The sequence below is a fragment of the Arthrobacter sp. MDT1-49-2 genome (genome assembly GCF_059090185.1).
In genome coordinates, this window is the sequence record NZ_JBNHFK010000003.1 from 211,164 (window position 1) to 227,430 (window position 16,267).

Here is a 16,267-nt window from a genome sequence, read left to right on the forward strand (position 1 = left end):
TGGCAACAGGGCAGATCCGTTCACGGATCGCCTGCGGGCTACCGGCTGTGCTTGCGGGCCAGGGCTTTTCGGTACACGTCGCGGTATTTCCGGGAAGCGGTCTCCGGGCTGAACTCGGTTTCGGCCCGGGTGCGGACCTGCTTGGAGAACCCTGTGCGTTCCGCCGATGTCGAGTCGGCGAAGCGGCGCAGTGCCCCGGCCAGGGCATCCGCATCTCCGGGGGCCACAAGATGCTCCGGACTGGCGACGAACTGGGCGCACTCACCGACCCGGGTGGCGATCACGGGCACGCCGGCGGCGTTGGCTTCGACGCCTACTACGGGGAACGTTTCTCCGTAAAGGCTGGAGATCACCAGGGCACCTGCCTCCGCCAGCACGGCGGAAACATCCCCCGTGGGGCCGCGCAGCTGGAGCCGGCCGTCGTTCAATGCTTCCTGCAGCCCTGCCGCTCTGACCGCCTGGACGGCGTCCGGATTGTCTGCGGAAGCGCCGGGGCCTACACACGCAAGGGTCCAGTCCGGGTGGGTCTCGAGGAGGCGGCTGAATGCTTCCAGGAGCACGGGGTGGCCTTTCACCGGATGCCAGCGGGCCAGGGACAGCAGGGTCCTGGCCTCAGGGTTGTAATTGTTCTCCGGGGGGAGGGGAGCCGTGTTGTCGATGGGGGAGGTGAGGCGGCGGTACCGGTAGCTCTGCCCGAACCGCAGGCACGCCTCACCGGTGGGAACCACCGCATCGAACCGGTAGGACAGCAGCCCGACCACCCGGGCAATCATCCGGGTCAGGATGTGGTCGGCCTTGCTGAAACCCTGGGTGTGGATGGTGCTGACTTTTGCGGCCCCGGAGGAGGGCAGAAGCAGTGTCACCAGATCCGCGTGGAACAGGTGGGAGTGAATCACCTCGGGTTCGAAGCTGCGGCACACCCGCTGCAGTGCGCGGACCATGCCCGGCAGGTCGCGCGAGGACGGAGCGAAGTCGAGGTAATGCACCCGGCTGAACGCCTTTTCCAGGCGTTCGCCCATGTTCCCCCTGCCCATCAGGACAGCCAGCTCGGCTTCATCGCCCGGCTGCAGGCTGCGGCCCATGGTTTCGACGACAACCTCGGCACCGCCGATTTCGGCGTCCGTGATGACATAGAGGATCCGCAAGAAGAACTCCAAAGGGATGGGAAGGGAAGAGCCAACGCTTGCCAGTTTACCGGTGGTCCAGGGCCCGGCCCGCGGGCACCGGCGCGGGGACCACAGGGAAAACCGGTAGGCTTACGTTGTGAAAATGGTTCTCCTGTTCCACGCACTGGTGGCTACGCTGGGCGTCCTGGTTCAGGGTGTTGTCCGGTTTGCGTACACGACATGGATCGGTAATACCTCGGATGTAATCTCCGAGGTATCGGCCGTCCTGTCTCTCGCGGTGTATTTCTCCCTGTTCTGGCCTGCCGGGGCAGGGCTGGCTGCAATGCGATTCCTTCCCGCTGCCTCCATGAACGGTCCGGCTGCCGGCGGCGTGATGCGGCTGCTGCGCAAATCCTTCTGGGTGGCTTCCGCAGCCGCCGCACTGGTTGCCTATCCCATCAGCTACTACTTCACCGGGGATGCGGCGGCCGCCGCCGCGTCCTGCTTCCTGGTCGTCAGCTACGGCGCCTACACCTTTACCCGCGGTGCTCTGCTTGGGCATGCCAAGGCCACTCGCGCCTCGATCCTTGACCTCGTGTCCGCTGCGGTCTCGTTTGGTGTCCTGCTGGCCGTCACCACGTCCGGAGCCCACTGGGCGCTGCTGCTGCCCCTGGGCGTGGGATACACCGTCTACGGCGTCCTCGCCTGGCCGCGGGAAACCGGTCCCCGACTAGACGTCGCCGAGCGCCGGCAGGTGCTTAGCTATACCGGGTATGCCATCTTCGGACTCGTTGCGGCCGGAGGGCTGCTGCCGGCCGTCATGCTTTTTGTCCAGACGTTCGATGTGAAGGCCAAGGCCGATCTATTCGCTGCCGCCCTGACCCTGGCGACGCCGGCGAATATGCTCGCGCAGTCCCTCAATCAGGTTCTGGTCCAGTATTTTGCCGGCAGGGCCCGGGAAGCCGCCCGCGAAACCCGCCGGCAGGCACTCGCGTTCTTCATCCTCAGCGTGGTCGGTTTCGCCGCCATCTTCGGTGCACTGATTGCCCTGGCGCCCTGGCTGATGGACCTGGTGTTCCCCGGCCGCTATGAAGGCGGTGTGCCGACCCTGCAGGTCCTGCTGGCCGTGGTTGCCGTGTCCTCGCTCACGGCCGTTCCGGGGGCCTACATGATGGCCACCGGCAGGCACCGTGCCTACTCGGCGGCTTCATTCTGCGCCACCGTTGCCGGTATCGCCGCGATGGCATTCATGGCACCGGTCTGGGGTCTGGAAGGCGCCATTGCCGGCTTCGCGGTAGGCGCAGTCGGAGCTGCGGCATCCGTGGCGGTGCTCGCGTACCTCGTGAATCCCCAAAAGGTGCAGCCGCGCTCCCTGGTCGAGGACGAGCTGTCTTAACCTTCCGGGCCGGGTTCGCCGGTCCCGGAACGTGCCGGCGGGCATAGGCGGCCGGTACTTATCCACAACGCCTGACCACTACTCTCGCTTCTCCGCTACCCGGCCCCTACTCTGTCGCCCGTGGCCCGCACACCAAGGCCACCAGTCTCATACCGGGCACTTCCGCCCGGGTGAATACGGGGGATACGGATGGACGCGCTGCGGATCGTGGAAGACGAGGTACGCGAACTCATCCGCGTCCGCGGCCTGGATCCGCAGGAACAGGTGGGCGAGGTCCGCCGGCTGGTGGATGCCGCCGTATCGGATTACGACGAACGCTCCCTTCTCGGATCGCTGCCGCCGCTGGGCCGGCCCGAATCGGTGCGCCGGCAGGTGTTCGACGCCGTCGCCGGCTTCGGTATCCTCCAGCCGCTGCTGGATGATCCCACGGTCGAGGAAGTCTGGATCAACTCACCGACCGAGGTCTACCTGGCGCGGGATGGCCGGTCGGAACTGACCTCGCTGACACTGACATCGGAGCAGGTACGCGTCCTGGTCGAGCGGATGCTGAAATCCTCCGGCCGCCGGTTGGACCTTTCCTCACCGTTCGTGGATGCGGCACTGCCGGACGGGTCCCGGCTGCACGTGGCCATACCCGATGTCACACGGCGCCACTGGGCGGTCAATATCCGGAAGTTCGTGGCCCGTGCACGCCGCCTGGAGCACCTGGTGGAACTGGGAACGCTTTCCGCCCCCGCCGCCCGTTTCCTGGATGCGGCAGTGGGAGCCGGCCTGAATATCCTGGTTTCGGGTGCCACGCAGGCGGGCAAAACCACCATGCTCAACTGTCTCGGCGCCGCCATAGGCGCCCGCGAACGGGTGGTGACTGTAGAGGAGATCTTTGAACTGCAGTTGCCGCTGCGTGATGTCGTGGGTCTGCAGTGCCGGCAGGCGAACCTGGAGGGGCAGGGCGAAATCCCGCTGCGGCGCCTGGTCAAGGAAGCCCTGCGGATGCGGCCGGACCGGCTGATTGTCGGGGAGGTCCGGGAAGCGGAAAGCCTGGACATGCTGATTGCCCTGAACGCCGGCTTCCCGATTATGTTTCATGCACAGTGCAAATCCCTTCAAGACAGCCCTGTGCGATGAGAAAGCCGCGGACCGCCCGCCAGCCGTCCGGGCACCATCGGGTGTGAGTAAATGGTTCCATGGACCGAGAGTTGGAAGCGACGCTTGATGATTTTGCTGCCGTCAGGGATTGGGAGCAACACCATCTGCCACGCAGCTTGATGCTGGCCTTGGTGAAGGAAGTTGGCGAGCTCACCGAGCTCCTCCAATGGACCCCGGATTCGGAAATCGACCTCTGGCTTACTCAATCTTCGAATAAACAGAACATAGCCGACGAGATGGCCGATATATGTATCTATCTGCACTATTTAGCACGTGCAACGCGGGTTGACCTCGACCAGGCAATCAGACACAAGGTTGAGGTCAATGCTGCGAAGTACCCCGCCATGAAGGAAAATCCTGTATGCCCCGAGTGATCGTCCAGCCGGCCCGCAACGCTGAGTCGGCAAAGAACTATGCCAAAACCGTGGAACATCCAATCTCCCTAAGTACGACAGCGAAGTATTTGCACGAGTCTGACCAGTCGGCATTGAAGAGGCTGCATCCGTCCGGGGGCGTTCCCGTATGGGGAACGACAGCTGGCGAGCGGGGCCAGATGGAAACCAGGTGGCAACGGATCTCAAGCGGTGATGTTGTTCTCTTTACAGGAAACAACGAAGTCTTCAAGACTGCCACAGTCACTCACAAGTTCAGAAGCGCTGCTTTGGCGGATCAACTGTGGGAAAAGAAGACGACCGCAAACGGCCATAAGTCCTCATGGGAGTTTATGTATGCTTTCAACCAGCCACTCGACGTCAGCATTTCATATGAACAAATAAAGGATGCACTGGGCGGACTACCTTTCCCTACTCGTGAGTTCTCCGTCCTGAGCGATGAGCAGAGCGCGCCGATTGTGAAGTACCTAGAAAGCGTCTGGGCCGCACCCGCGCCTCTCCCGAGCGAGGCTGCCAATAAACGAATAGCGAGGCAGTTTGATGAGCTGGATTCAAGCTATCAGGCGAAAAGACGAATGGAGCAGAGCTATCTGCGGCAGTACCTCGTGGAGGGTTCCGAGGGTGCATGCGCGCTATGCGGCCGTACGTTCGATTTTGCCTTCCTAGTAGCCGCTCACATCAAGAAGCGGAGTTTGTGCACGATGGAGGAAAAGCTAGACATCCCGGCTATTGCGATGCTTGCTTGCAAGTTCGGGTGTGACGAGCTTTATGAGCGGGGAATGATAGTCGTCGGAATGGGTGGAGAAGTTAAGGCACGGAAAACCCTGACCGATCCGTCAGCCCGCCTATACTTCGATGAGTATCTGAAGGGCGCCCAGATTTCGGGTTGGTCGGAGCACTTCACCTCTCAAAAGTATTTCGATCAGCACAGAGAGTTTTGGTCCCAGCGGGGGTGAGCTTGGGACGAGCGCTGGTCCAAGATATTTGAGAAGTGGACCGTCACCTGTTTATGCGAGTTTGGCGCGATGGCCTGACAGATAAGACAGCGTGTCCGGTTCTCTATGGGTTCTCCAGTGCTCGTCCAGCCACTGCCGTTGTTTCTGATTAACCGCGATATGCAGCTTCTGGCCGTGGAGGCCGTTGTAAAGTGGATAGACTCCGAGGTCCGAGTGCACGTCAATCGTCAAGGATTGGGGTTCCACGGCGAGGAACCCCAAATCGAAGAGTCGGTGGACGTCTCTTCGCAGCAAGAAACCCCCATCGCAATCATGCTCTCCCGTCTTCGCGTAGCTATACAGATGTCCTGCCTCCAAGGTTGCCAACGGCCCAGGTCCTGTGAATGCGCATACAGATCCATACTGATCAATAAGTGATTTCCTGAAATGGTGCTGGCCAATTCGGACCCGGACCGTCCGGTTTTTATGACCACCCAAGATCCGGGCTGCTGATGTCTCCACGGTATCAAGCGCGGGCAGCATGGCGGTCTCGGCAATCGCACTGCGGAACGCATCCCAACGAAGAGGCCTCATGCTTTGTTGGGAGTTGGCATCTTTGCAGAGCGTCCTGAGTGTTGAGCCCGGCAGAACGGCTGCAAGATCAACCCATGCGACATCATGTCTGCTTTCGAAGGTTTTCACCTGCTTGGGAACCAGGACAGGATCGTTAAACAGCGCACCACATCTGAAGCATCTGTACAAAGGCGTCATTGTGGTCCGCAACCTGAGGCTTCCCTTGTTGCAGTTCGGGCATTTTTTAATAGTTTTTTCTTGTGAGCCAATAGAAATCGATTCAATGACCGATACACCTAGGGATGTCTTCTTATCCCAAAGGACTATCGCGTCACCTACCTTTAGGTCCTCCGAATGGGGGACGGTAGAATCCCACCGGTAAGTTACGGAGGGATCGTCCTCGTATCCGTCATTGCCAGCATGCTGTTGTTTCTCGCCAACCGCCAATAAAAGCCAGGCGTGTGACTGTTGCCGCGGATCTGCGGAGGATTTCGGCAATTAGTCCTACCTTCCGATTACGCAAGCTCGTTTCAGCGGCTGCATGGCGGGTAACTCGTCCCCCGTCGATGACCACGATCCTATAACGCCGCTCACCCATTCTTTGGATGAAGGGCATGCCCGGAAAGGTGTGGTTCCAGATACCCGTGATGCAGGCAGGTCTCCGCCCTTCCCGAACTGGGGGCACACACAGTGCAACCACACAGGCGCAAGCTAGTTCGTCTGGGGGTAGCGGTGACGGCGCTGCCCGATCATGGACTCACCGGGGGAGGCCTGAGAGACAGATTTTCCCACCTTCTTTGGCATCCACCAGTGTTTCTTGATGAACCACAGGTGCAGGGTTGCACCTGCAGGTCCCTGCTCAACATGAGGCTTCACCGTGCAAGCCCGCACTAGCTTGAGAAGATCCTTGTTGCTCATGTTGTCGTCCGACAGGTTCATCGTCACCTGCACGTATTCAGGAGCGCTGGTGTAAATCATGAAGGTGTATCGACGGCGGTAGTCCGCCGCCTGCAAGTCGGCAAGAACCGCAGGGAGTGTGGCAAACAGTCCTGCGGCGAGGTTGGTAGGTTCATGTCTTGGTCCGTCTTTGGTTGTGACAACGAGCTGGACGACGCATTGGGGTAGCAGGGCGTTGATTTCCCGCTGCCGCTTTGTTTCGAGCCATTCTGCAATCCATTGGCTAACCTGCCGAACAATCGTGATGACCACACCGAGCGGGACTTCGGGCATGCCGGTGGCCCCTGCCCCAAAGCCGTGGATGGGGTGCTCCGCAGCCTGGTAGCCCACCCTCCTGAGGGTGCCGAGTACTGTCTCGGTGATCTCCTCCTCATTGCCGCCGCGGCCAGCAGGCACATGTGTGACTGCCACTGTGCAGACTTCGGCGTACTTCCTCACATCAGACTCTGTAGCAGCTGCCAACGTCTTCCATCCCCCCATACGATTCGAGCCTTCAGCGTAGTGGAAGCTTGGTCTCGCTGAGTATGCAGGCTCCGGCGTGGCGTACGCCTTGCGGCTGGGGTGAGGGGGCTGACGCCATTCCGCTTGAGTGTCAGTGGCGTTGGACTAAGGGCAAGTCAAGTCCAGGCAAGCCAAGGCCCGCTCCGCTGAGGGCTACGCGGGCAGGGGCCCGGCAACTCGAATAAAACCTTAGTAGGGTGCCTCCCTGGAGGCATCCGACTGGAGCCTGAAAATCCGCCCTGTCACTGCGCGCTCGGGGGCTGATGTAGGCTTGCGAGTCCAATAAACATGGGACACGGCTAGGAGCCCGATGACTGCGCAGAAAACATGCATCGAGGATGGCTGTCAACAGCACGGCGGACGCAAAGGCCGCTGCGAACCGCACTACAGGAAGTGGCTTCGCCGACAAACTAAGTGCAAAGCCGAGGGATGTAAGAGTCTCCCTGCTGCCCACGGATACTGCCGCCCCCACGAACAGCTTGCCCTAACGACCCGCAGCCCCGCGGCGCAACAAAAATCCCTGGCCCGGTTCCGGAAAGGGATCGAGGCGGACTGGGATACTGGCTGTTGGATCTGGGTGGAGCAACCGAACGAAGACGGCTACGGTCAGATGCATGCGGGTGGGCATTGGTATGCCCACCGCTTCGCGTACGTGTGGTTTATGGGCGGTCACGAGCGCCGGAAGACATTGGACCACCTTTGCAACGTCAAGCGTTGCGTCCGTCCTGATCACCTGTGGCCCATCAGTGGGACGCTAAACTCCCAACTTCGTCATGCCCGCGCATTGGCCGGTTCCTTGGCTTTCTGGCGCGACGCCGCTGGTATACATCCTCGGATGCGAAACATCGAGCGCTGGGCTGCCGCAAACAACCTCCCTTACGGCGAGCTTCCCCCGTTTGGCCGCGACGGCAAACGCCCCCCAATGGCCTACGGGGAGGACCTGATGCCGCACCTTCACCAGTTCACCGCAGCAGCCCGCCTTCATCCAGTGTATGAAGGCATGAAGATCGGCCAGTTCGACCTCTTTCGGCCCAGTAGGCCACAGGCAGAAGGGCTCCCGGGACCGGCGCCAAAACTTCCTAACCCGTCCGGGTAGGGAGCGGCTAGGACGACCGGTGGGCGGGCTCCACATCGAGGGGGTTGCCTCCCCCCGGCCTGCCAGCCTTTCGCTCATAGGCTGCCCGTACGCTCTCGGGAAGCGAGTCGTACAACTTTTGGCTCCTGCGGGGGCGTGTCACAAGTTCATCCACGAGAGTGTTAATGGCAACGAAAAAGGTCTCAGCAATGGTCCTGTCATCTTCATCGATGTAGATCGTTGCCGTTCCATCACCATCGTGTCCACCATGGAGTGCAGTGTTTCCGACATGCCTCAGCACGTTCAGCAAATTTATCGTCGAGGAAGACACTCGATCCTCAAGGCGGACGAGTCGCTCGTCCAACCTGGTGTTTTTGGGGCAGTCAGGATCAAGAAACTTCACCAGCCTTTCCATGGAAGCCCTACACAGTGCCGCAGCAGCCCTGCGGGAGAAGGGAAGAACTGACACAGCCTCGCGGAAAAGCACCGCCGCATCCCCTGGCATGTCCTCATGGGGTTCGCTCACGGCCTCAATGGATTCCTTAAATGGGTCCGGGTACACCAGTGTGTTGTCCAGCCAGATGGAATTATCCTTGCATGAGTAACAGCGGCTGGCTGTCCACACCGGCCAGTGAGGTTCTGGCGTTACCCATGCCGTGCTCACGTCATCCACCATTTCTTCGAGAGGGCCATCGCCCTCCGACGGTTTCGCGTAGATATCGAACCAGTCCTGTGCAGCAAGGGCCCCGCAGCGAGGGCAGTTGAAGCTGGGTGACTTAAATGACGGTACGCGGGGGGACTGAAACCATGCAGCGATTGTTGCACAAAACCCAGTCGCCCTTCCGTCTCGCAACCCATGGCTTTTAAGACACTTCAGTTGTGAGACACATTCCGCAGGAAATGGTCACGCAATCCGTCTCGCTTGCATGTCTCACAACTAGCTGTTAATTTCACACCAATAGAACACTGTTGCGAGACACATGAATGCGAGCAGGTAAATGGGAAAGCTTATTGGATATGCCCGGGTCTCGACCAAGGCACAGGGAACAGACAGGCAAGAGGCCGACCTGCTCGCCGCTGGTGTGCGGCGCGATGACACGTATGTGGACCATGGAGTCAGTGGGGCCAAGGCCTCACGAGTGAACCTGGACAAGGCGTTGGGTGCCTTGCACGAGGGGGACACACTGGTAGTCACAACGTTGGACCGCTTGGGGCGCTCCACCGTAAACATGCTGAAGCTGGCCGAGGAGATCAAGGCAAAGGGTGCCGGACTGCGGGTGCTCAACTTGGGTGGCGGGGACGTGGATACCAGCACCCCCATGGGGGCCATGGTATTCACCGTCATGGCCGCACTTGGCCAGATGGAGCTCGAGATCAAACGCGAGCGCATAACGGACAGTGTCAGTAAACGCCGAGAGGCTGGCAAGGACTTGGGCGGACGCCGGGTTCAATTTACGGACAGTCAGATCAAGAAGGCGGCTCGTCTAATCGAGTCAGGCGAGCCAGCCGCTGAAGTTGCACGCGACCTTGGAATGTCGAGGGCTACGCTATACCGCCGTATGGAAGCGCTGTCTTTGCCTCCTCGGTCTCGCAAGTAGCGACGGGTGGCAGTGGTGCTGAGGGGGGGGCCGGCCTACCCCTAGCAGCACCCCATAATGGCACCTAGGAGCTACCAGGAGAGGCAGGGGTGGCTAAAGACCGCTTCGGGCACCCCTGGGGTCCCTGCGGCCCCTCAGGCCGCTCTGGCCCCTAGGCCCCCGCGCCCCGTATGGGGATCATGCGGGCATACAGTTCGCTCTCCGTGGCCGGTAACCCACCATCGTCGTCTGTTATTCGGTACGTGACGTCCTGTCCCCCCACATGGAAAGTCACGAAGGTACCTGCTCCTTCCTCTTTGAGAGTCCGGGCCACTTGAGTTTGGCGGCGGATATTGTGAATCGCTTCCTCGCTCAACGGCCCCGGCCCCTCGCCCTGGGCCTTGATTACCACCTGGACTGTGTCGGGGTTGAACACTTTGGTGGAACCCTTGCCATGAGGAAGCAGCACGATATTGCAGATACTGCGGAGGTAGTCCCTGCGATCGTCGATATGCATGCCCAGCCACTCAGCGGCCTCGGGTGAATCCATAGAGAGGGGGCGAATGTCCCCGTCACTCGGAGGTCGGCGGGCCGCAGCCGCCTCCATGCGGACCATTGCTTCGGTGACAGTGGCCAGTTCCTGCTCAATGACAGCGTTGATGTTACTGAGCATCTGCATCGGGATTTTGCCGAGAGCAGCTTGAGTTCCCGCATCGGCCTGACGCTTACGAAGCGCCGTTGCTTCCAGCTGCAGTCGCTCCGCCTCGGGGTCGGGTTCGACGTCGGCTTCTTTCGTAGCCGACTGGGCTGCCCGCACTGCAACAATCACACGATTGACGACATGGTCTACTAATTCGATCCGCTTGCTCACGTGGCCGGGACCGCGAACAACACACCTGTAGATGCGGTGTTTCTGACCGTCACGGCCACTGACCGTGGCCGACCGGACGAAGGCACCACAGTGGCACTGCGCTATTCCTGCGAGCAGGTGGACAGCCTTGTTGGACTGCGAGCGCCTGCGGGAAGGGTCGCCAAGAACGGCGCAGACTCCCCGCCACACGTTTTCCGAGACGATGGCGGGGAAGGTGGAAGGACCCACGATCTCCCCGTGGTAGTCCGCCAGCCCCGCATTTCGGGGCCGCTCCAATGCCTGGGCCAACTGTGCGTATCCCCACTTCTTACCCCTGGTTGTCGTGAGACCGCGGTCATTCATCTCCCGGATAATCGATCCCAAGCTATCGCCCTTCAGTACGCGAGTGCAGGCCTCAGCGATTGCTTTTGACTCTTCCGGGTGGAGCGCAGGGATGCCGTCAGCAATCGTCCATCCGAAGGGTCGGGTTCCACCCGTCCATTTACCTGCCCGGATAGCCTGCTCCGATGCGCGGCGGATTCTGGTTGCTTTGGTATCGGACTCGTATCTGGCGGCAGCGCCCAGCATTCGTGCAATCATCTGGCCTGAGTCTGTAGCGAGGTCCATCTCTCCGGCTTTGACCGAATGAGTGACTGCTCGTCCCTCTCGGCAGGCATCAATGTATGCCTCAAGCTCGATCGGACGGCGGTGGAGTCGGTCTGGGTGCCAGCACAGAACTGCATCGACTTCACCCGCCGCCACTCTCTTGAGCATGGCGGCGTATTCCGGACGCGCTTTGCCCGAGTATGCGCTTATATCGTTGTCCTGGAAAACACGGACGACCTCGTACCCCTTGTCTGCCGCGAGGGTACGGCAGTCTTCCTCTTGTCGCTGCACTCCGAGCTTCGCGCCCGTCTTGTCGTCGCTGATCCGGCAGTAGATGAAAGCTGTGCGCTGCATCGCATGAGCTTAGCGTGGAGCGTGCTTGAGGCATAACCGGCCTTGCCCGGGATGTGTACCGTACATGCCAACAGTGCCCGGGATGCGGTAACCAAGCTGTGCACTCTGCCGCTGCTGGCCGGGAGCAATATCTCGAGCGCCTTCGTGGTTCCGACCGTGGCCTCCTGCATTGACCTGGTGGTCCATTGTGAACGGACCTCCTCAGGACAGCGGGAAGTGACCGAAATCCTGGCCCTGGGGCGACGGGTCGAAAACGGCCTGATTGAGTCGTCGTCCGTTTTCGCCCGGCCTGACGGCCAACTGGCCGTCACGGCGTCCTCCATGCCCGCAGCGGAGAAGTTCGCTCGGGCAGGGGTCAACGTGGCTGCGCTTCTCGGGAGCGGACAGTGAGCGCGGCCGCCGGACTCTGCCTGGGACTCGGCCTGCTGCTGCTGTGGCAGTCCTGCTGGGTTTCCCCTCCCCGCCCGGAGGCAGGACGCCGCCGTGCAGGGTTCCTCGAGGATCTGCTGCGGCAGGCCGGGATTGAACGGGTCAGCGTGGGCGGGCTGCTGGCGACGTGCGCCTTCACTGGCGTTGCCGTGCTGCTTCTGGTCTATGCCCTGACGCTCTCGGTGCCCATCGCCGCTTGTTTCGGCAGCTTCGGTGCCGTTCTTCCCTATGCGCTGGTACGGGTGCAGGCCACCCGGCGGAAGGCGTCGCTCGCCGAACTCTGGCCCGACGTCGTCGACCACCTGCGCTCCGCGATCCGGGCGGGGCTCCCGCTCCCCGAGGCCTTGATCCAGCTTGCGGACAACGGGCCGGATGAACTGCGGGGGTACTTCGCTTCGTTCGCGTCGGATTATCGGTCCGGCGGCGATTTTGAGGATTCGCTGACCCGGCTGAAGGACAGGCTCTCGGATCCCGTGGCGGACAGAATTATCGAAGCGCTGCGGATCACCCGCCAGGTGGGCGGTACGGATCTGGGCCGCCTGCTGGGTACGCTGGCCGGCTTCCTGCGGGAGAACGCCCGTACCCGCAGCGAGTTGCTGGCACGGCAATCCTGGACCGTCAACGCGGCACGGCTGTCCGCCGCCGCCCCTTGGGTGGTGCTGCTGCTCTTGGCCGCCCGGCCGGAAACCGCGGCAGCCTACAACACGGCAGCGGGCGCCGGCATCCTGGCCGCAGGCATCGGGATATCCGTGCTCTGCTACCGGCTGATGCTGCGGATCGGGGCCCTGCCGGAAGACGTGAGGGTCCTGCGGTGACGGGCCTGACCGCGATGGCCATGCTGGCCGGTGCCATGGTGGGCATCAGCCTGCTCCTGGTGCTGCACCGGTTGCCGCCTTTGCGCAGCACCTCCTTTGCCGAGCGCGTAGCGCCGCAACTGCGCTCGGTCAGTCCGGCGTCGAGGTTGTTGGACCCTTCGGCGGCGGATCTCACCCCGTTCGGTCCGCTCGAGCGCATCCTGCGTCCGGTACTGCGCGACGCCGGCCGCCGGCTGGCCCGCCTGTCTCCCGGCAACGGGCTGCTCGCCGTCCGACTGCAGCAGGCAGGCGGTACGAAAACCGTCGTGGATTTCCGCGTGGAACAGGTGCTCTGTGCCGGTGGGGGGCTCCTGGCAGGAGGGGTGGTAACGGTGTTCCTGGTCGGCAGTGGACGCATAGGCGTACCCGCGGTAGTCCTGGGCGTCTTTGCCTGTGCCGTGGCGGGATTCCTCCTCCGCGACTATCTGCTGACCCAACAGATAGAGCGCCGCAATGCCCGCATCCTGGCGGAGTTTCCCAGTCTCGCCGAAATGATGGCGCTCGCCGTCGGAGCGGGCGAGAACGCCGTGGGGTCACTCGAGCGCGTCTCAGCAGCGGCGCAGGGAGAACTGGCCGGGGAGTTCCGCAGGGTTCTGGCACAGACGCGGGCGGGAACGCCTCTGACTGCCGCGTTGGAGGAGTTGTCCGGCCGGATCCGGCTTGCGCCGCTCACACGGTTTGTGGACGGGGTCAGCGTGGCAGTGGAACGCGGGACGCCGCTGGCTGACGTAATGCGGGCGCAGGCCCAGGACGTGCGGGACGCAGCCAAGCGCGAGCTGATGGAAACCGCAGGAAAAAAGGAAATCGCCATGATGGTGCCGGTGGTCTTCGGCATCCTTCCCCTTACGGTCCTGTTTGCCGTGTTTCCGGGCATGGCACTGCTGAGGCTGGGGCTGTGAGGGCTGTGAGGGCGGTGGGGCATCCGGGCACCCCGGACATCAATGACCAGGGCTACGAAGGAAAGGAACACCATGAATAACGCCAGCAGGCATCGGAGGGCCGAAACGGGCGGGAAACGCCGCCTGAGAACAGAGGACAGCTGGCGGGCAGCCGTCGCCTTTCTAACGGACTGGTGCAGCCGGCTTTTCCGCCGGGTGCGGATTGCGGCCCGGCCCATGGAGCGGGAACGCGGCGACGTACCCGGGTGGGTCATGATTACGCTGATGTCCGCCATCCTGGTCGCCGGGTTGCTGTTCATAGCCGAGCCCGCCCTGGAGCAGCTGTTCAGGACAGCGATGGAACAGGTGAAGCCATAGCCCGGGGACGCCGCCCAGCGGACACCCGGCGAACTGCGGCCCGTGCCGTGCGCGCTGGCACGGGCGGGACAGACCGCGGGTCGGCCGTGGTGGACTTCGTGCTGGTCGGGGCGCTGGTCAGCCTGGTATTTATGGCGGTGATCCAGCTGGCACTGGTGCTGCACGTGCGCAACACGCTCATCGACGCCGCGGCAACGGGGGCCCGCTACGGGACTCTGGCGGACCGTTCTCCGCAGGACGGTATCCGGCGCACATCCGACCTGATCCATGCCACCCTGGGGGCGGAATACGCCGGGGACATCAGCAGCGCCGAACAGGGAGCAGGCGACGCCCGCCTGCTCGAGATCACCGTCCGGGCACCGCTGCCGGTGCTCGGTTTGATCGGGCCCGGCGGCGGAATCGAGGTGTCCGGGCATGCGGCCTGGCGCTGAGGGCGGACCGGACACGTACGGTGAAGCCCGGCACGGGCGGGACGAAACCGGAAGCGCCGTCGTCGAATTCATCTTCCTGGGGCTGCTGCTGCTGGTTCCGGTGGTGTATCTCATCATCACGGTGGGCCAGCTCCAGGGTGCCTCTTTTGCCGCGGTCGGAGCGGCGGATGCCGCTGCAAAGGTCTATGCCGCGGCACCGGATCCGGCGACGGCGGAGCGACGCGCCACGGAAGCCGCGCAGCTTGCCCTGGATGACTTCGGGTTGCCGGCCGGGAACCTGGACATGCTTATTACCTGCCCGGCGGACTGCCTCGCGCCCGGCACCCTCGTAACGGTGCGGGTGGCGATTGATGTTCCCCTGCCCGGGCTTCCCTGGGCAGGGGACTCTCCGGTAGTGGTGGACTCGGAATCCACCCAGGTCGTGGAGCGCTTCGGATGACGCCGGCAGCCAACCGCGATGGAGAAAGCGGCCAGGTCGGCGTGCTGATCATTGGCTACACGCTACTGGCGATGCTGACGGTGACGGTCGTTATGGCGGCATCATCCGTGTACATCGGACAGAAAAAGCTGCTCTCGGCGGCAGACGGGGCAGCTGTGGCAGCAGCGGATGCGTTCACGCTGGGCCAGTCCGACGCCGGGGACGGCCCGGCGGCGGCCCTGGAAGCGGGTGCGGTACGCACCGCTGCCCGTAACTACCTTCAGGAGACGGGGGCCGAATCCCGCTTTCAGGACCTGGTGGTGGCGGAAGACACCGGCACGGCGGACGGCCGGACGGCTCGGATTGTCCTGGCTGCACGGGTGCACCCGCCCATAGTGAATTTCCTGGTCCCGGACGGTATTCCGGTCACCGCCGTCAGTGAGGCCCGGGCACGGCTGCTTCAGTAAGGATCGGGCCCTACGACGCTTTTTTCTCCGCCATGTCCTGCACCGGCCCGTGCCCCCAGCCGCCGTGATCAAAGTCCAGGATCTGCCCGTCTTCGCCGTAGCAGATATTGACGGGCTCCCCGAAGTATTCGCAGCTGCTGTCGGGGCACTTGTCGAACATCTTCACCGCGTAGTCGTTGGAGAAGTCCCGGTCCCACTCGTCCACTTTGCCCATGGCCCAGGGATCACCCTGCTCAGCCAGGTCGTTGAGTTCATCGAGGGTGTAGAGGCGGCCGCGTTCGGGATGGTGGTGCGGGTTCCGTTCGGTCAAGACAGGCTCCTTCATCAGGGCGTGTGTTCCTTCTCCGTCACTGGTTAACGTAGACCTCCGCACCGACACATCCACGCACTGCCACGGCGCGTCAGGAGGTCGGTTCCGGCCGGTCCGGGCGGGCCGCCGGGCGCCGATGGGTGGACTCCGAGTCCACACAGCTTGTGGAGCGCTTCGGTTGAAGCCGAGGCCGGCGGGACCCGGGGGGAAGCCCGCGATTACTGGGTCCTTGCCCCCGGCGCCGCGGGTGACATACCCGACTTTCCATCCGGCCCCGCAATACCCTCGTCAAGGCCCTCCCGCGCCTCCTAGCCTTACGCCGTAGCCACAAACCGGCTTCACGATTTTCGCGGGACGGACGGCATATCCGGTCCATCCCGTGCCTTACCGGGGAGACCCTCCAGTGCATGTCGTAGGGATAGTAGAGGGCCAGGGCCGGGATGCGATCCGCGTTTGCGGATTGGATCCCGCCAGCCGGTTCGCAAAGGTGCGGCGGTTACTCGAGAACCGGGTCACGGGTTACGTCGGGCGTTCCTTCCGAGGCTATGCGGCATTGCCCTCGCGGGCCGCAGGTTTCGTGTCCTCTTTCCTTGGCGCGGACAGGGGCCATCGAGCGCGGTACGCCGCCGGCCGA

General features: G+C 62.6%; 16 protein-coding genes and 2 pseudogenes. 12 read left to right on the forward strand and 6 right to left on the reverse strand.

Features of this window, described 5'->3' with window-relative positions; translation table 11 throughout:
* Window positions 1-38: 38 nt before the first annotated feature.
* On the reverse strand, window positions 39-1,145 hold the full coding sequence (locus AC5RTS_RS05840) for a glycosyltransferase (RefSeq protein WP_493991134.1): 1,107 nt from the start codon (window positions 1,143-1,145) through the stop codon (window positions 39-41).
* 118 nt (window positions 1,146-1,263) lie between these two features.
* Between AC5RTS_RS05840 and AC5RTS_RS05845 the strand changes: the two genes are divergently transcribed.
* From AC5RTS_RS05845 to AC5RTS_RS05860, 4 genes and pseudogenes are all read left to right on the forward strand, one after another.
* Window positions 1,264-2,502: a lipopolysaccharide biosynthesis protein gene (locus AC5RTS_RS05845; RefSeq protein ID WP_493991135.1), complete on the forward strand. Its 1,239-nt coding sequence runs from the start codon at window positions 1,264-1,266 to the stop codon at window positions 2,500-2,502.
* 189 nt (window positions 2,503-2,691) lie between these two features.
* Window positions 2,692-3,615, forward strand: a pseudogene (locus tag AC5RTS_RS05850) (TadA family conjugal transfer-associated ATPase); the annotation flags it as partial.
* 71 nt (window positions 3,616-3,686) lie between these two features.
* The gene (locus tag AC5RTS_RS05855) at window positions 3,687-4,022 is read left to right on the forward strand and encodes a nucleotide pyrophosphohydrolase (protein ID WP_493991136.1); all 336 of its coding nucleotides are present in this window, start codon (window positions 3,687-3,689) and stop codon (window positions 4,020-4,022) included.
* Window positions 4,010-4,996 (forward strand): hypothetical protein, encoded by a 987-nt coding sequence (locus AC5RTS_RS05860; protein WP_493991137.1) that lies wholly within the window; start codon window positions 4,010-4,012, stop codon window positions 4,994-4,996. Before AC5RTS_RS05855 ends, AC5RTS_RS05860 begins: the two co-directional genes overlap by 13 nt.
* A gap of 51 nt (window positions 4,997-5,047) precedes the next feature.
* On the opposite strand, the gene AC5RTS_RS05865 is transcribed toward AC5RTS_RS05860, so the two are convergent.
* The 3 genes from AC5RTS_RS05865 to AC5RTS_RS05875 form a co-directional block, all read right to left on the reverse strand.
* Window positions 5,048-6,046, reverse strand: coding sequence for an HNH endonuclease (locus AC5RTS_RS05865; RefSeq protein ID WP_493991138.1), 999 nt, complete (start codon window positions 6,044-6,046; stop codon window positions 5,048-5,050).
* A gap of 213 nt (window positions 6,047-6,259) precedes the next feature.
* Window positions 6,260-6,943: a hypothetical protein gene (locus tag AC5RTS_RS05870; protein ID WP_493991139.1), complete on the reverse strand. Its 684-nt coding sequence runs from the start codon at window positions 6,941-6,943 to the stop codon at window positions 6,260-6,262.
* Between the two features lie 1,166 nt (window positions 6,944-8,109).
* Entirely contained in the window at window positions 8,110-8,607 is a 498-nt protein-coding gene (locus tag AC5RTS_RS05875) for a DUF4145 domain-containing protein (protein WP_493991140.1), read from the reverse strand.
* Window positions 8,608-9,079: 472 nt separating this feature from the next.
* On the opposite strand from AC5RTS_RS05875, the gene AC5RTS_RS05880 reads away from it, so the two are divergent.
* A complete protein-coding gene (locus tag AC5RTS_RS05880) occupies window positions 9,080-9,679 on the forward strand; it encodes a recombinase family protein (RefSeq protein ID WP_493991141.1) in 600 nt (199 codons plus the stop codon).
* 151 nt (window positions 9,680-9,830) lie between these two features.
* Here AC5RTS_RS05880 and AC5RTS_RS05885 read toward each other — a convergent pair whose 3' ends face one another.
* Window positions 9,831-11,468: a recombinase family protein gene (locus AC5RTS_RS05885; protein WP_493991142.1), complete on the reverse strand. Its 1,638-nt coding sequence runs from the start codon at window positions 11,466-11,468 to the stop codon at window positions 9,831-9,833.
* Between the two features lie 42 nt (window positions 11,469-11,510).
* Here AC5RTS_RS05885 and AC5RTS_RS05890 point away from each other — a divergent pair.
* From AC5RTS_RS05890 to AC5RTS_RS05920, 7 genes and pseudogenes are all read left to right on the forward strand, one after another.
* Window positions 11,511-11,858, forward strand: a pseudogene (locus tag AC5RTS_RS05890) (CpaF family protein); the annotation flags it as partial.
* The gene (locus tag AC5RTS_RS05895) at window positions 11,855-12,712 is read left to right on the forward strand and encodes a type II secretion system F family protein (protein WP_493991143.1); all 858 of its coding nucleotides are present in this window, start codon (window positions 11,855-11,857) and stop codon (window positions 12,710-12,712) included. The pseudogene AC5RTS_RS05890 and the gene AC5RTS_RS05895, both read left to right, overlap by 4 nt.
* Window positions 12,709-13,650 (forward strand): type II secretion system F family protein, encoded by a 942-nt coding sequence (locus AC5RTS_RS05900; protein ID WP_493991144.1) that lies wholly within the window; start codon window positions 12,709-12,711, stop codon window positions 13,648-13,650. The genes AC5RTS_RS05895 and AC5RTS_RS05900 overlap by 4 nt, the downstream gene beginning before the upstream one ends.
* Window positions 13,651-13,722: 72 nt before the next feature.
* A complete protein-coding gene (locus tag AC5RTS_RS05905) occupies window positions 13,723-14,007 on the forward strand; it encodes a hypothetical protein (RefSeq protein ID WP_493991145.1) in 285 nt (94 codons plus the stop codon).
* Between the two features lie 47 nt (window positions 14,008-14,054).
* Window positions 14,055-14,438, forward strand: a complete 384-nt coding sequence (locus AC5RTS_RS05910; RefSeq protein ID WP_493991146.1) for a TadE family protein — start codon at window positions 14,055-14,057, stop codon at window positions 14,436-14,438.
* The gene (locus AC5RTS_RS05915; protein WP_493991147.1) at window positions 14,422-14,877 is read left to right on the forward strand and encodes a hypothetical protein; all 456 of its coding nucleotides are present in this window, start codon (window positions 14,422-14,424) and stop codon (window positions 14,875-14,877) included. Before AC5RTS_RS05910 ends, AC5RTS_RS05915 begins: the two co-directional genes overlap by 17 nt.
* Entirely contained in the window at window positions 14,874-15,323 is a 450-nt protein-coding gene (locus AC5RTS_RS05920; protein ID WP_493991148.1) for a hypothetical protein, read from the forward strand. Before AC5RTS_RS05915 ends, AC5RTS_RS05920 begins: the two co-directional genes overlap by 4 nt.
* Window positions 15,324-15,333: 10 nt before the next feature.
* Here AC5RTS_RS05920 and AC5RTS_RS05925 read toward each other — a convergent pair whose 3' ends face one another.
* Window positions 15,334-15,648, reverse strand: a complete 315-nt coding sequence (locus tag AC5RTS_RS05925; protein WP_493991149.1) for a hypothetical protein — start codon at window positions 15,646-15,648, stop codon at window positions 15,334-15,336.
* Window positions 15,649-16,267: the final 619 nt, after the last annotated feature.